Origin of the sequence: Methylomagnum ishizawai (assembly GCF_900155475.1) — a bacterium.
Classification (GTDB): domain Bacteria; phylum Pseudomonadota; class Gammaproteobacteria; order Methylococcales; family Methylococcaceae; genus Methylomagnum; species Methylomagnum ishizawai_A.
On record NZ_FXAM01000001.1, the window covers coordinates 167,608 to 181,610 of the forward strand.

Consider the following 14,003-nt stretch of genomic DNA (forward strand, 5'->3'; position numbering starts at 1 on the left):
GGTTCATCTTGCCTCCGGCACCCGGACCGGCCCCGATCCCCGGCAGGTCCGCTTCCATCCCCGCAGGGGACGGACCCCGTCCGCCCCACCCCGCCGAATCCGTAGTCCGGCATCCGCCCGCCACGGCTTATAATCGAGGGGGTCGATTCCACTCCCGGACCCCGCTTGTGAGATCTTTTTCCTATAAATACGCCCAATGGCGCGGCTGGGCCGTGCTGCTCCTGGTCCTTTTGGTGTTCGCCCTGCTCGGGGGGATGATCTGGCGCAACCTCGAACGCTTCGAGACCATGCGGGCCTATGTCAGCTATGCCCATCGCATCCAGCAAGTCACGTCCGATTTGCAGGCCGCGCTCACCGATTATTTCATCCACCACACCAAGCGCCTGGACGCCGCGCAATTGTCCCGCTTGTCCGCCGAGATCGGGGATTTGGCGCGGGAGGATTATCACGTCGCCCCCGCCACGCCGACCCAATTGGCCGAGTTGAGCGCGATGGTGTCCGACTTGGCGAACGAGGGCGCGACCACCGAACAGCAGGAAGCCCGGCTGTTGCAGGCGCTGAATATCACCGGCGCGATGATGGACGCGGAGACCTTGGAGCGCGAGCGCCTGCTGGAGGATATCGGCAAGGAAACCCGCACCGAGGTCGAGCTGGCTTTCGTCGTGGTGGCGGTCTTGTTGTTGTTCGTGGGCTTGTTCATCAACCGCCGCATCCTGTCCCCGTTGCACGATCTCAAGGAATTGCTGCTGCGGCTGGCCCGCGAGGATTTCACGCCGATAGGCACCCAAGCCATCGATCCCTTGTTGCTGCCAGTGTTCCACAGCTACAACGAGATGGTGTGCCATCTGGCCGAGTTGGAGGAGGCCAAGCGCCATTACGCCGAATCGTTGGAAGCCGAGGTGCGTTCCGCCACCCGCGCCCTGCTGGAGCAACAGGCCAGCTTGGCGCGGACCGAACGCCTGGCGGCGGTGGGCGAATTGGCGGCGGGGATCGCCCACGAACTCCGCAATCCCCTGGCCGGCATCCAGATGAGCATCGCCAACCTGCGCAACGAACTGGCCGATCCCGAACAGACCGAGCGGGCTTCCCTGGTCATGGAGGAACTCAAACGGATGGGCCGTTTGCTGAATGAATTGCTGGACCAGAGCAAGCACACCCCGGCCCCGGTCTGCGAATTCAATCTATCGACGATGGTGGGCGAACTGGTGTCGCTGGTGCGGTATCAGGTGCCGCCAGGGGTGCGGCTGGATTTCGAGGGACCGGAGCGGTTGATCTGCCGTCTACCGGAATGCCGGTTGCGGCAGAGCCTGTTGAACCTAGTCCTGAATTCGGCGGAAGTATTGCGCAATGGCGAGGGCCATATCCTGATCGAAGTCCAGGCCGAGGACGAGCGGGTGGTGTTGAGCGTCACCGACGATGGGCCGGGCTTTGGCCGGGAAATGCTGGAAAGCGGCATCCGGCCCTTCGCCACCGGCAGGCCGGGCGGGACCGGCTTGGGTTTGGCGATGGTACAGCGTTTCGCCCGCGACCTTGGCGGCCAGCTCAGCCTCGCCAACATCCGGCCCCATGGCGCCCGCGTCAAGTTGCTGCTGCCGTATCGCTGTGGCTGAAGGCTTCCCGGCGCGCCTGGGCCACCGCCCGGATGCGCTCCCGCCGGAGTTCCCGGCCCAATTCCACGCCCTTGTGGCCTTTTTCCAACAGCGGAGCCACCGGCACCGCCGCCGCCGCGCTCCGCGCCGCCCTCAGCCAATCAGCCTGCGGATAAGGCCGTTGCTCGAAGCCGGTGCGGCCCTTGGCGTCGGCTTCGCAGGCCAGCAGGAAGGCTTCCAGGGCATCGCCGCGATGGAAGGCTTCCAGCCGCTGCAATAGATCGACCACCGTGCCGGGACGCAATTCCAAGGCCCGGTGGCAATGGCCGTGATAGCGCATGGTTTTTTCCGCCAGCTTGCGGAAGGCGTTGGGCACCTTAAGCCGGTGGCACAGGCTGTCCAGCGCGGGCAGTCCGGCTTGCTCGTGGCCGCGGTGCCGGGGCCATTGCTCCGGCGGGGTCAAGCCCTTGCCGAGATCATGGGTCAGGGCCGCGAACCGCACCACCGGATCGGGCGAGAGTTCCGCCGCCGCCGCCAGCACCAGGAGGGTGTGGACGCCGGTATCGATTTCCGGATGGTGCTGCGGCGGCTGCGGCACGCCGAACAAGCGGTCGATTTCCGGGAACAGCCGCGCCAGCGCCCCGCACGCCCGCAACACCTCGAAGAACCCGCCCGGCCTGGGTTCGTTCAGCGCCTTGAGCCATTCCGCCCACACCCGCTCCGGGACCAGGGCGTCCACTTCCCCCGTCTCGACCATACGCCGCATCAAATCCAGGGTCTCGTCCGCCACCCGGAATCCCAGCGGCGCGAAACGGGCGGCGAAACGCGCCGCCCGGAGGATGCGCACCGGGTCTTCGCCGAAGGCGGGCGAGACATGGCGCAATAAGCGGGCTTCCAAATCCCGTATCCCACCATAGGGATCGATCACGCGGCCCTCGGTGTCCATGGCGATGGCGTTGATGGTGAGGTCGCGCCGCAACAGGTCTTGTTCCAGCGTGACCCCAGGCTCGGCATGGACTGCGAAGCCGTGGTAGCCGGGGGCGGTTTTGCGCTCGGTGCGGGCCAGGGCGTATTCCTCGCGGGTTTCCGGGTGCAGGAATACCGGGAAATCCTTGCCCACCGGGCGGAAACCCTGGGCCACCAGACTGTCCGGGGTCTCGCCCACCACCACCCAATCGCGTTCCTTGACTTCGAGTCCGAGCAATGTGTCCCGCACCGCGCCGCCGACCAGATAGGTTCGCATGGTTTTTCCCCCTGGGGTTCCTGTTAGCATGGGGGCTTATTGTAAACAGCAACGGGAGGAGCGAAGCATGTCCGGGAAACCGCGGGTCGAGATCGAATATTGCACCCAGTGCCGCTGGCTGTTGCGGGCGGCGTGGCTGGCGCAGGAGCTATTGACCACCTTCGAGGAGGAACTGGGCGGCGTGGCCTTGATCCCCGGCACGGGCGGGGTGTTCGAGGTGCGTTGTGGGGACAAGACGCTATGGTCGCGTAAGCAGGAGGGGCGTTTCCCCGAGGCCAAGGAGTTGAAGCAGCGGGTGCGCGACGAGATCGCCCCCGACCGTTCGCTGGGCCATTCCGACCGCTAATTGCGCCAGCAATCGGCGACGGCCAGCCCCGGCAGCGCGTTGACGATGCCCCGCACATTGGTCGAACTGAGCGTCAGGGTGCCGCAACGGTCGTGGGCCTGGACGCCCACGGGCACGGCCTTCAAGGTGTAGCCGGTGGCGGTGAGGTCGGCGATCTGCAATTGGTAGTTCGGCGGACCACCCGATGGCACTTGGTCGGGGAAGATGGAACCGGGGGCCGAACCCAGGGCGGCGGTGGCGTAGCTGCTGTCGGTGGTGAACAGCCGCTCCAGGGCTTGTTGCAGGCCATATAAGGCACCTTCCGCGTCGGCCCGCCGCCCGCTCCGCACCTGCTCCGTGTAGCTCGGATAGGCGATGGCGGCCAGGATGCCGACGATGGCGAGGGCGACGATGACTTCGACCAAGGTGAAACCGGAAGGATGCGGAGGTCTGTTCATGGCGGGGTATCCCGTGGGGGGTTCAGCGGATTTGCCGCCAGGATTGGCGACCTGGGTTGTCGGCGCTATTGCCTTTTTGCACTTCCGCACCGGCCCGGCCCTCGTCGTCGACGCCGGTCGAGGTGTTGGTGATGCGGTGGATATGGCTGCCGTCGCGGACGATGCGGGTGGAACTGGGGATGGCGTCGAAGGCCAGCCCCGAGGGCGCCCCGCCGTTCCCGACATCCTCGCCGTCGATGTGGCCGTCCTTGTTCACGTCGAACAGCGGCGCATCGACGGGGGGCGCGCCCCCGGTGAAGGCGTCCAGTTCCATGATCCAGCCGCTGCCGCCGGCGGTGCAGTGCTGCTGGGTCGGCGCGAGGGTGGTATAGGTGATCTTGCCGTCGTGCAGCACCGGGTCGCTCACGGAGCGCTCGCCCTGGACCTCGCCGCCGGGGCCGATCAGGTCCAGATACCAGCCTTGCTGGGTGGCGTAATCGACCGGGTTGGACGAGGTGAAACGCGCCTTGTATAGCCCCAGGCGGGCTTCGCCGAGGATGGTTTGCCGGGCCAGCTTGGCCTTCGTCACCGGCGGGACCGCACCCGTGGCCGGGTTGGCGTCCCAGATGCCATAGAGGGTTTGTGGTTGCTGGCCGATGGGGGCATTGGGGTCGTTGTCGCCCTGGAGGAAATAGCGGCCCGTGCCGAAGTACACCATGAAGCCGGATAACTGGCCCTGGGCCAGCCCGACCTGGGGCTTGCCGGTGATGGGTTGGCGGTCGGCGTCGGCGCAAGGCGTGTCGTGGTTGACGCAGGCGACGAACAAAGGCGCGGGCCGACCGCCGGCATGATGGGCGAAATCCCAGTGGTCGAGTCGGGACGCGGTGAAATCGAGCTTCCAAAGGTTGCCGGTCAAATCCCCGGCGTAGACATAATCGGCCTTGCGGTCCTGGTTCATATCGATGGCGATGGGCGCGGACAGGCCGTTTTTGTCGATCCAGGCGTTGCCGCCCGCCTGGGTGTCGAAGCGCTTGAGGAGTGTGCCGCTGGCCAGGTCGAGGACGAACAACACCGCGTGGCCGTTCTGGCTGTCATAGCCGTTCGCCACCAGGGCCACCCAGGGATGCTCCTCGTCGTTGGTGCGGAGCAGGAGGGCTTGGGGCAGGCTATAGCCCAGGTCGGGCAGCGGGGTGCTGCCAGTGGCGGCGAATTCCCATAGCACGTTGGCGGTGCCGAACCCGCCCGGATGGCCGATGTCCAGCGCGAAAACGCCGCGCCCGCCCGCGCCGACCGTGCCCAGCAGCAGGGTTTTCCAGCGCCCGCCCAGATAGGCGTCGCCCACCCAGGGCGAGCCGTCCACGAAGAATTTATGGTGGCTGGAATCCTGGATATAGGCCGGGGAACTCAGCCGGTTCAGGTAGGCATAGGCGGTGCTGGGCACATAACCGAACACATCCTCGCCGCCCGCCGCGCCGTCGGTGGCGTTGAAGGCGTGGAGCATCCCGTCGTTGCCGCCGATATAGAGCATCGGAGGACGGTTGGCCTTGTCGTTGGCGAGATAATCGGCATAGGCGGCACCCTCGACACCGGGCAGCAAATCGTAACCGAAATCCTGGTCGCCGACGAAGGCCGGGCTGGAATTCACGAAGTCGCCGAGCAAGCGCTCCGTACTGCCCTTGGCGTCAGTGCGGTCGCGGAAGGGACCGCCGTGGCGCATTTCCTTCGAGGTATCGCCTTTGAGGAACTCCACCCGCGCCGGGCCGAGCCGGTCCGGCGGGAGGGTTTGGTCGGGATCGTACCCGCTGTCGAGTTGGGCCTGTTGATCGCAATTCAAGAATTCCCAGTCGAAGGGGATGGCCTTGCCGACCGCGCCGCCGCCGCAGGCGGTGCCCTGGGGGTTGTAGGAGAAGATGTGTTGTTGGCGGTAGGGATAGGAGGCGCTGGATAGTTGGGTGGAGGCTTGCCAAACCGGCGGGTCCGAGAGCCGCCCGTCGGCGAATCTGAAGGCGTAGACCTCCCCGCTCCAATTGCCGCTGTCGAAACCGGCCATGAACACCAGGGTATCGGCGCTCAGATAAACCGAGGTGGTGGCGACCGAGGAGGCGGAGCCCGAGTTTTGCGCGATGGTGTTGATGATCTCGCCCAGTTTGTCACGGAGGTCCACGGGGTTTTTGGCGCTGAACAACTGGCCCCGGCCATTGAGGGTGGCGTGCCAGAAGTCGTCCTCCTTGTCGGCGATGGTGAACGCGCTGGTGTTCGATGGCCAGTCCGCGGCGGTGAGCGCATAGGGGTCGAGGCTGGGATTGTCCGGCTTGAACAGCTTGCCCGGAACCCCCAGGCTGACCCCGTAGAAATTCATGTGGGGGTTGCTGTTGCAATCCAGGCCGGGATCGTGGCCCGGCTTGGCGCAGGCGCTGGGGATGGGTACCTGGCCTGGGGAGAGGCCTGGGGTGGCGGAATTGAGTCCGACATAATATTTCATGGCGATATCGGCGAGGGTATCCGAAGCGCCGTCTTTATAAGGGTCTATCCCCGAGAATATATTTTTCCCGTCGCCGCTCTTGAAGAGGCTGTTATCGACATTGCCGACGCCTATCGTGACATTGGCTTTATAGTCGTAGGCACCGTCCGTGAACAGGATGCCCGAGTTTTTTTGGCAGGCATATTGGATGGTGTCCGCCTGCTCGAACAGCATCCCCATATATTTCACCGCCTGCCGGTTGGGCGTGGCCCCGTTGAAGTTATAGTAATAAACCCCATCGCTATTATTGGTCAATAAGGAATTACGGTCGCCGACATTGCTCATATTCTTCAATGCCAGGCTAGGCAAAGGGTTTTTTATATTATTCACGCTGGGCGGTGGATCGATCACGGCGTTGATCCTGAAGATACCCAGGTTCATGCCCTTGATATGTTCCAGGGCGAAACCGATGGCTCCCCGGGTCGCCAACTGCCGACTCCGGTAATAGGTGAACCAATTGGCGAAATTCCGCAAGGCCGCCTCGCATTGGCCCAGGTCGGAGAAATGGGCGCTATCGCAGCGGATTTGGTATTGCTTCATCCGGGTCCGGCTTTGTCCGGCCAGGTTCCAGGCGCTCTTGTCCAGATAATCAGTGCCGCTGCCGTTATCCAAATCCCAATATAATGCCTGCAAAGCCGGGGGGCTGGCGGAATCTAATCCCTTGACGATGACGTCGTGATTGAGGTCGTGGATGTATGAACCGAAATATTTGGGGTAGGCGATGCGGATATCGAGGGTGTCCGGCAGATAGAAGGTCGCTGGATAATATTGAACCCCAAGCTTGTTCAGCGGCAGGAGCGATTTCGACGGGTCGTTTATTCTAAAAGGCGTTTTCAATAAGTCCGGGTCGGTTATCCAGGTACCGGCATTGACCGAACCATTCGATGTACTCCATTTGAAATAAGGGGTATCCGCAGGCAGAGTCGGGGCGTCCCAGGTTTTCGTGCCGTTTACAAGATAATAGCCCTTACCGCGGAAAGGGGTGCCGCCCGTGCCGGCATAGAAGGTATAACCCCAGCCGGCACATTTTATGGGGCTGTCGAGCGGGAAGGTATTGGGGAAATCCGGCGTCGGGGATGGACAAGCGGCGTTATTGCCATAGTTGGGTATGATATTTCCGGTCGGCCTGTTCGATTTGACCGGGTCCCAACGCGCCGCGGCGGGATCGGAGGGATTGAAAACCAGATCGTAATCGGCCCAGGGCTGGTAATCGATGCCGGGGTCGAAATACTGGCTATTGAACGCCGGGGAGCGGGCGTCGGCATATTCGGGGAGCGGCGGCACAACACCCGTGGTATATAGGTTGGAACCGCCCCCCTGCGTGGCCAAGCCGAAGGGGTTGTTATAGGCGTCGGGAAACAACGAAGCCTGTACATAGGTATTGGTGGCGAAGTAATAAGAGTCGTTCACGCCATAGGGCATCACCACTTCAGCGGTCATGCTGGACGAATCGTCCACCCCCATGATGACGTTGGGCGCTTCGGCGTTGCCGAGGAACAGCGGCACGTCGGCAATCGAACCCTCCCCCCACGCCGTCGGCATGCCGCAGGACAACACCAATACCGCCGCCCCGAGCGCACCGCGCCGGAACGGGATGGGTATATGGAATCCACTGTGCATGGCGATACCCCTAGTGGCTGGTTTTATAGGTGGATTGCACGATGGCGATGGCGTCCGGGGTGCCGCCGTTGCCATGCGCGGTGATGCGGTAATAATGATTCTGCACCGGCGGAGTCCCGGCGGTGAGTCCGGCGTTGCCGGGATCGTCCACGAATTGCAGCTTTTCCACGATGTAGCTAGGAGGCTGGGTGATTTGGGCTAGGGAACCCGCGTAGGGCGTCGCCCGGGCCGGGTCGTTCCAGGCGTCGGCGTTGTCGATCAGCTTCCAGACCGGGGTCGCTTGGATATTGCTGGCATAGCAGCCCGAACCGTCCAGGCCGTCGGCGGGGGTGCCGGTGCAGGGCACTTCGCCACCGGGATAGGCCAAGGCCTGGTTCCGCAACCATCGTTCGCCCTGCCGTAGCGCGGACTCGGCGGCCTGGAAGGCCAAATCCCGGCTACGGGCGTTGCCAGCCATTTTTTCTTCCAGCGCCGTGGTTTGCACCGCCGCCGCACCGATCACGGTCATGACCAGCAGTGTCACCAAGCCCACGATGAGGGCACCGCCGACCTGGGAGGCGATCCGGCGCACGGCTTGGGTTCGGCGTGGCTTATTGGACGCGGATGCCATTGCGTAGGGCGATGGTCGCGGTGAAGACCTGTCGCAACCGGCGGTCGTCGGCGGGGTCGATCCAGGTGCCGTTGAGGTCGTAGAGTCCGGTGTCCGGGTCTTTGCGCACGTTGTCCTCCACGCTCCGCAGCAGCAGGGCGATCCGCACGCTGACGACCCGGTTCCAATCGGCGATGCTGGAGGCGGGGGAATATTGGAGCGTGCCATTGCCATTTTGTACGCCGTAGACCAGTTGCATGTTCTCCACGCCCTCGACCACGGCTTCGCCGGGGGTGTTGGTGCCGCTGTTCCTGGGCTTGCGGTAGAGCGAGGTGCCGGGGTCGTTGTTGGCCCGCGACAGGTAATACAGTGTCGAGGCCACCCGGTAGACCTCGGCGGGCAGCGAGCCGTGGGGGTTCTGGAGCGAGGCGAGGTTCGCCGTTTTGATGGCGCTCCAGGTGGTGGTGGCGTTGCCGGGGTTGCCGCCCGCCGCGTGGCCGAGGGTGATGCCTGCCCCGGTGTTCTGGAACACATAGGCGGAGGAGCAATCGGCCACCATCACGAAATCGTCGGGCTGGAGGCCGGGTTGGCCGGGATCGCCCGAGGGCGCGACCGTCACCGTGTCCGGGGTCGCGCTTTGCAACGCATCGGGAACCCCGCTATCGGCCCGTCCGCGCACCAGCAGGATATCGTTGCCGAGGATCATGCTGGCGGGGAGCGCGGCGGGCAGCCTCGGGTTCCATTGGGCGGTCGCCCCCGAAGTCTGGGGGTTGCCGGGGATGGCCAGGCGTTCCCCCGGAAAGGAACCCATGGCCTCGTAACCCGTGAGCCGGTTGCCGAAGTCGTAGAAGGGATTGCCGTTGGCGTTGAGGGTGTTGGTCACGGTGGCCGGGGATTGGGAAGTGCAGCCCAGGGAGCCGGCCATGCGGATATCCCGCCCCATCCGGTCCAGGGCGTAGCGGGCGTTCTCCTGGAGCCGGGAGAGTTGCTCTTGGACGGTGTAGGTTTGTTTGGTCGCGAGATAGACCTGGCCGATGCCCGCCGTCAGTAGCAGCCCCGTCGCCAGGGCCACCATGATCTCGACCAGGGAGAAGCCCGCGCCGGGCCTGGGTGGGTCGCTCATGGCGAGAAGCTGGTCGAGAAGCGTTGGTATTGTTCCGCGTCCCCGCTGCGGTCATCGTCCCACCAGATTTTCACGGTGTAGGTGCCGCCGCCACCACAGCCGCTCGATGTCGGCGTGCCATCGTCGGGACTGCCATCGGTGCAAACCACGCCAGTGCCATCGGGCAGGCGCTTTTTCACCTCGGCGGCCCATTGGCTCAGGTCGTAATCCGCGGTTTGCGCGTCCGAACAGAGATTCCAAAGACAGTCGATGGAGCCGGTACCGGCTTGGTTGTCGTAGTTGCCGAGGGCACCGGGATTGGCGCGGATGCGGTCGATGATTTCGGCGGCGAGTTGGGTGGCGACGGAGCGTTGGACCGCGCTGAGGCTGCCGCGCAGCCCCAGGGTTTGCAGCCCGGCCAGTCCCAGCAGGCCGACGCCCAGGACCAAGGCGGCGATCAGGACTTCGAGCAGGGTGAAGCCTTGGCTGGTGCGGGCGGGATTCAAGGACATGCCGTGGCCCCCGTCTGCACCCTGGCGCGTCCCAGGCTGTTGAGGACGATGGCCCGGCCTTTCGCCATATCGCCGCCTTGGCAGAGGTTGAAGGTATCGTCCACCTGCCCGCCCGCGCCGCTGCCCTTGCCCGTCCCGACCGAATTGAACGCGACCCAATCCGCGTCGTGGGAACCCACCCGCAAGGTCAGCGTCTTCGGCAGGGGCTCGAACACCCGGATCAGGGTGTCCGCGTCGTCAGGCAGGTTGTTCGGCGGGCTGTTGGCGTCGGCCAAGACCAGCCAGCCTTTTTCCCAGCAGCCGCCGTCGGCGCAAGGGGCGGAATCGCAGGCGGGTTGTGCCGCCTCCGTGTCCGCCTTGCATAAGAACACCATCTGGCCGCGTTTGATCGCCTCGCTGCGCGCCAGGTTCAGTGCGCCCAGGAAGCGGTTGGAATGGGCGGCCATACGGTTGGCGCGGATCATGTCTTGGAAGCTCGGAAGGCCCAGGGTTAATACGATGGCCACTATCGAGACAGTCGCCACAAGTTCGATCAACATGAAGCCCGCCATTTTCGCTTTTAACATATCAACCCCGTCACTTTGGCTAGGACGATGCCGGAATATATCAGCCTTGACTGCCAAGTTCAGCGTAAACCGACAATCGGCTTATCCATATGGATGAAAGGCGTTGCTGTCCCTGCCGCCTGGGTTGGGCGGTCCAAGCACGATGGCGGCGCGGATCGGGATTGGCTAGGGCGGGGCTGGATCGTCCATAATCCGGGGTCTTCCCACGAGTAGGCTGGATATGGATACGAGCGAGATGGTTAAGCGGCTGCGGATCGGTTCCGCGCTGGGGGTCGGCTTTGTGCTGGGGCGGTTCCTCGCTACCGAGATGGGACACCATGCCTCCGAGTTTTTCATCGGTGGCTTCGGTTTGGGCGTGGTCTTGACCCAGGGGCTTTATTGGGCGGTGGACCGGCTCGCGGGCAAGAACGGTCCTGGATGAGCGGGATGGTACCGTCCGCAGGCGCGGACGGCTCGCGGGATGGGCTTTAGGGCCGGGTCAGCCGCGCTTGGGCTTCGCGGTATTTCTCGGCGGTCTTGGCGATGATCGCGGCGGGCAGGTGGGGGGCGGGCGGATTCTTGTCCCAAACCAGGCTTTCCAGGTAATCGCGCACGAATTGCTTGTCGAAGCTGGGCGGGCTGATGCCGACCTGATATTGATCGACCGGCCAGAACCTCGATGAATCCGGGGTCAGCGCCTCGTCGATCAAATAGAGCTTGCCCGCCGCGTCCAGCCCGAACTCGAATTTGGTGTCGGCGATGATGATGCCGCGTTCCAGGGCGTAGGCGGCGGCTTCGGTGTATAACCCGAGGCTGGTGTCGCGCACCTGGGCCGCGAGATCGGGGCCGAGCAGGGCTTCGGTCTGGGCGAAGTCGATGTTCTGGTCGTGCTGGCCGAATTCGGCCTTGGTCGAGGGCGTGAAGATGGGTTCCGGCAACCGCTCGGCCTGGCGCAAACCCTGGGGCAGGGCGATCCCGCACACCGCGCCGGTGGCTTGGTAGTCCTTCCAACCGGAACCGATGAGGTAGCCGCGCACCACCGCCTCCACCGGCAGGGGCCGCAGTTTCTTCACCACCACCGAGCGGCCCTCCAGCGGGGCGCGCACCGCCGGGTCGGGCAGGATATCGGCCAGGGATAGCCCGGACAGATGGTTCGGCACGATGTGCCCGAGCTTCCCGAACCAGAAATTGGACACCGCCGTCAGCACCCGGCCCTTGCCGGGGATGGGATCGGGCAAGATGCAATCGAAGGCCGAGATGCGGTCGGTGGTGACGATCAGCATATGGTCGGCGTCGATATCGAAAATATCGCGGACCTTGCCGCGGCCGCGCAGGGCGAGTCCGGCGGCCTCGCTATGATAAAGAGTGTCGGTGGCGTTCATCGCGATGGGTTGGGCTTTATGAAAAACGGTCAATCATGTAAGTTTCACGGCATTTCCGCAAGCACACCCAATAATCCGCGAATATGACATGGTTTGGCAAAGTCGTCGGCGGGACCTTCGGCTTGTTCATGGGGGGGCCATTGGGCGCGATCTTCGGCGCGGCGCTCGGACACCAACTCGACCGCAAGGCGGCGGAGGCCGTCCTCTTGGAGGCCGAGGCCAAGCCGGGCGAACGCCAGCGGGTGCAGGCGGCTTTCCTCACCGCCACCTTCTCGGTCATGGGGCATGTCGCCAAGGCCGACGGGCGGGTGAACGAGGCCGAGATCGACTTCGCCCGCGCCATGATGAACCGCCTGGAACTGCCCGAGGAGACCCGCCGCGCCGCCATCCGCCTATACGGCGAGGGCAAGCGGCCCGAATTCGCCCTCGATGGCGTGCTGGACCAATTCCAGGCCGAATGCCAGCAGCGCCACGCCTTATTGCGGATGTTCGTCGAAATCCAGCTGGAATCCGCCCTGGCCGACGGCGTCCTCAACGGCCCGGAGGAACGCCTGTTGCTGCGCTTGTGCGACCGGCTGCGGTTTTCCCGCTTCGAGTTCCACACGATGCGGGCGCGGATGGAGGCCGAGCGGCGTTTCGCCCGCCCCGGTGGCCGGGGCTACCAATGGGGGCGGCGCGAGGTGGCGGGTAGCCACGAGTTTTCGCTGGCCCAGGCCTACACGGCCTTGGGCGTTTCTCCCGCCGATGACGAAGACGCCATCAAACGCGCCTACCGGCGGCTGATGAGCCGCCACCATCCCGACAAGCGGGTGGCCCAGGGCGAATCCGAATCCCAGGTGGCCCACGCCAACGAAAAGACCCAGCAAATCCGCAAGGCCTACGAGACCATCGCCAAGGCCCGCAAGTTCTGAGAAAGGAGAATTCGCCCATGCCATCCTTCGACGTGGTATCCGAGGTCAATCTGCACGAGGTCGCCAACGCGGTGGACCAGGCCAACCGCGAGGTCGGCACCCGCTTCGATTTCAAGGGCACGGGTGCCCATTACGAGTTGAAGGAGGCGGTCGTCACCCTGCACGCCGAGAACGATTTCCAGCTCCAGCAGATGCTGGATATCCTCCGGCCCAAGCTGACCAAGCGCGGGGTGGATATCACCTGCCTCAAGATCGACGAACCCAAGATCAGCGGCAAGCGGGCCACCCAGGTCGTCACCCTGCGCCAGGGACTCGACACGCCGCTCGCGAAGCAACTGGTCAAGTTCATCAAAGACAGCAAGCTCAAGGTGCAAGCCGCGATCCAAGGCGAACAGGTCCGGGTGACCGGCAAGCAGCGCGACGATTTGCAGGACGCCATCGCCCTGCTACGCAAGGCCGAGGTCGATATGCCCTTGCAATTCACCAATTTCCGCGACTGACCCCCAATCCCCCCATAACACCTGCGCCGCCGCCAGGGCCGCCAATACCGCAGTTTCCGCTCTGAGGATGCGCGGTCCCAGCCGTACCGGTACGAACCCGGCCTCCCGCGCCCAGGTCCGTTCCCGTTCGGCGAAGCCGCCTTCCGGCCCGGACAACAGGCATACCCCGCCTTCCGGCGGCGGCAAATCCTTGAGGCGGGCCGTGCCCTCCGGGTCGAAGAACAGCTTGAGTCCCGCCTGCCCGCCGATCCAATCCTCCAGCTCGACCGGCTCGTCCACCTGGGGAACGCGGTTGCGCCCGCATTGCTCGCAGGCGCTGCGCACGATCTTTTGCCAATGGCTGTGGCGGTGGGTTTTGCGGGTTTCGTCCAGCCGCACCACGCAATGCTCGGTAAACAGCGGGGTGATGCGGGTCACGCCCAGTTCCACCGCCTTTTGGATGGCGAGGTCCATGCGCTCGCCACGGGCGATCCCCAGGCCGAGATGGGTCGCCAGCGGCGATTCGGCGTCGCGGTCGCGGCCTGCGCCGATGGCGAGGACAACGCCGTCCTTGTGGACTTCGGCCACGGTGGCGGCGTATTCGTGGCCGTCGCCGTTGAACACCGTCAAATGGAACCCGCGCTTCAGGCGCAGCACGGTCTTGAGGTAATGGGCGCTGTCCTCGTCGAGGCGCAGGGTCGCGCCTTCGGCCAGGGGTTCGGGCAGATACAGCCGGGAGATACGCATG

The 14,003-nt window shown here is 64.4% G+C and carries 14 protein-coding genes; 5 read left to right on the plus strand and 9 right to left on the minus strand.

The features are described from left to right. Nucleotides 1-167 precede the first annotated feature (167 nt). Nucleotides 168-1,610, plus strand: coding sequence for a sensor histidine kinase (locus B9N93_RS00700; protein ID WP_254899311.1), 1,443 nt, complete (start codon nucleotides 168-170; stop codon nucleotides 1,608-1,610). On the opposite strand, the gene B9N93_RS00705 is transcribed toward B9N93_RS00700, so the two are convergent. Then, a complete protein-coding gene (locus B9N93_RS00705) occupies nucleotides 1,579-2,832 on the minus strand; it encodes a multifunctional CCA addition/repair protein (protein WP_085209958.1) in 1,254 nt (417 codons plus the stop codon). The two genes, B9N93_RS00700 and B9N93_RS00705, sit on opposite strands and share 32 nt — an antisense overlap. Before the next feature lie 67 nt (nucleotides 2,833-2,899). Between B9N93_RS00705 and B9N93_RS00710 the strand changes: the two genes are divergently transcribed. Further along, nucleotides 2,900-3,178: an Rdx family protein gene (locus tag B9N93_RS00710; protein ID WP_085209960.1), complete on the plus strand. Its 279-nt coding sequence runs from the start codon at nucleotides 2,900-2,902 to the stop codon at nucleotides 3,176-3,178. On the opposite strand, the gene B9N93_RS00715 is transcribed toward B9N93_RS00710, so the two are convergent. Genes B9N93_RS00715 through B9N93_RS00740 form a run of 6 tightly spaced genes read right to left on the minus strand, consistent with a single transcriptional unit; the run spans nucleotide 3,175 to nucleotide 10,504 of the window. Next, nucleotides 3,175-3,615: a type IV pilin protein gene (locus tag B9N93_RS00715; protein ID WP_085209962.1), complete on the minus strand. Its 441-nt coding sequence runs from the start codon at nucleotides 3,613-3,615 to the stop codon at nucleotides 3,175-3,177. The two genes, B9N93_RS00710 and B9N93_RS00715, sit on opposite strands and share 4 nt — an antisense overlap. A 22-nt stretch (nucleotides 3,616-3,637) precedes the next feature. Beyond that, nucleotides 3,638-7,735, minus strand: coding sequence for a pilus assembly protein (locus tag B9N93_RS00720; protein ID WP_176225077.1), 4,098 nt, complete (start codon nucleotides 7,733-7,735; stop codon nucleotides 3,638-3,640). 10 nt (nucleotides 7,736-7,745) lie between these two features. After that, on the minus strand, nucleotides 7,746-8,306 hold the full coding sequence (locus B9N93_RS00725) for a pilus assembly PilX family protein (protein WP_176225078.1): 561 nt from the start codon (nucleotides 8,304-8,306) through the stop codon (nucleotides 7,746-7,748). 19 nt (nucleotides 8,307-8,325) lie between these two features. Then, nucleotides 8,326-9,447, minus strand: coding sequence for a PilW family protein (locus B9N93_RS00730; RefSeq protein WP_085209968.1), 1,122 nt, complete (start codon nucleotides 9,445-9,447; stop codon nucleotides 8,326-8,328). Continuing rightward, nucleotides 9,444-9,938 carry a type IV pilus modification protein PilV gene (gene pilV / locus B9N93_RS00735; RefSeq protein ID WP_085209970.1) on the minus strand — a complete coding sequence of 165 codons (495 nt, stop codon included), beginning with the start codon at nucleotides 9,936-9,938 and terminating at the stop codon, nucleotides 9,444-9,446. The genes B9N93_RS00730 and pilV overlap by 4 nt, the downstream gene beginning before the upstream one ends. After that, nucleotides 9,929-10,504 (minus strand): GspH/FimT family pseudopilin, encoded by a 576-nt coding sequence (locus tag B9N93_RS00740; RefSeq protein WP_085209972.1) that lies wholly within the window; start codon nucleotides 10,502-10,504, stop codon nucleotides 9,929-9,931. Before B9N93_RS00740 ends, pilV begins: the two co-directional genes overlap by 10 nt. A gap of 220 nt (nucleotides 10,505-10,724) precedes the next feature. Between B9N93_RS00740 and B9N93_RS00745 the strand changes: the two genes are divergently transcribed. Next, nucleotides 10,725-10,925, plus strand: a complete 201-nt coding sequence (locus tag B9N93_RS00745) for a hypothetical protein (protein WP_085209974.1) — start codon at nucleotides 10,725-10,727, stop codon at nucleotides 10,923-10,925. A gap of 46 nt (nucleotides 10,926-10,971) precedes the next feature. On the opposite strand, the gene B9N93_RS00750 is transcribed toward B9N93_RS00745, so the two are convergent. Beyond that, nucleotides 10,972-11,865, minus strand: coding sequence for a phosphoribosylaminoimidazolesuccinocarboxamide synthase (locus tag B9N93_RS00750; protein WP_085216127.1), 894 nt, complete (start codon nucleotides 11,863-11,865; stop codon nucleotides 10,972-10,974). 83 nt (nucleotides 11,866-11,948) lie between these two features. On the opposite strand from B9N93_RS00750, the gene djlA reads away from it, so the two are divergent. Together djlA and B9N93_RS00760 are read left to right on the plus strand one after the other, a co-directional pair. After that, nucleotides 11,949-12,776, plus strand: a complete 828-nt coding sequence (gene djlA / locus B9N93_RS00755; RefSeq protein WP_085209976.1) for a co-chaperone DjlA — start codon at nucleotides 11,949-11,951, stop codon at nucleotides 12,774-12,776. 17 nt (nucleotides 12,777-12,793) lie between these two features. Next, a complete protein-coding gene (locus B9N93_RS00760) occupies nucleotides 12,794-13,276 on the plus strand; it encodes a YajQ family cyclic di-GMP-binding protein (RefSeq protein WP_085209978.1) in 483 nt (160 codons plus the stop codon). On the opposite strand, the gene B9N93_RS00765 is transcribed toward B9N93_RS00760, so the two are convergent. Further along, on the minus strand, nucleotides 13,223-14,002 hold the full coding sequence (locus B9N93_RS00765) for a 16S rRNA (uracil(1498)-N(3))-methyltransferase (RefSeq protein ID WP_085209980.1): 780 nt from the start codon (nucleotides 14,000-14,002) through the stop codon (nucleotides 13,223-13,225). The genes B9N93_RS00760 and B9N93_RS00765 overlap by 54 nt on opposite strands. Nucleotide 14,003 lies beyond the last annotated feature (1 nt).

Excerpts from the sequence above, each read along its gene's own strand:
- B9N93_RS00730 (WP_085209968.1), bottom strand. The coding sequence starts at position 9,447 with ATGAGCGACCCACCCAGGCCCGGCGCGGGCTTCTCCCTGGTCGAGATC.
- B9N93_RS00740 (WP_085209972.1), bottom strand. The coding sequence starts at position 10,504 with ATGTTAAAAGCGAAAATGGCGGGCTTCATGTTGATCGAACTTGTGGCG.
- djlA (WP_085209976.1), top strand. The coding sequence starts at position 11,949 with ATGACATGGTTTGGCAAAGTCGTCGGCGGGACCTTCGGCTTGTTCATG.
- B9N93_RS00720 (WP_176225077.1), bottom strand. The coding sequence starts at position 7,735 with ATGCACAGTGGATTCCATATACCCATCCCGTTCCGGCGCGGTGCGCTC.
- pilV (WP_085209970.1), bottom strand. The coding sequence starts at position 9,938 with ATGTCCTTGAATCCCGCCCGCACCAGCCAAGGCTTCACCCTGCTCGAA.
- B9N93_RS00710 (WP_085209960.1), top strand. The coding sequence starts at position 2,900 with ATGTCCGGGAAACCGCGGGTCGAGATCGAATATTGCACCCAGTGCCGC.
- B9N93_RS00715 (WP_085209962.1), bottom strand. The coding sequence starts at position 3,615 with ATGAACAGACCTCCGCATCCTTCCGGTTTCACCTTGGTCGAAGTCATC.
- B9N93_RS00745 (WP_085209974.1), top strand. The coding sequence starts at position 10,725 with ATGGATACGAGCGAGATGGTTAAGCGGCTGCGGATCGGTTCCGCGCTG.
- B9N93_RS00750 (WP_085216127.1), bottom strand. The coding sequence starts at position 11,865 with ATGAACGCCACCGACACTCTTTATCATAGCGAGGCCGCCGGACTCGCC.
- B9N93_RS00705 (WP_085209958.1), bottom strand. The coding sequence starts at position 2,832 with ATGCGAACCTATCTGGTCGGCGGCGCGGTGCGGGACACATTGCTCGGA.
- B9N93_RS00760 (WP_085209978.1), top strand. The coding sequence starts at position 12,794 with ATGCCATCCTTCGACGTGGTATCCGAGGTCAATCTGCACGAGGTCGCC.
- B9N93_RS00765 (WP_085209980.1), bottom strand. The coding sequence starts at position 14,002 with ATGCGTATCTCCCGGCTGTATCTGCCCGAACCCCTGGCCGAAGGCGCG.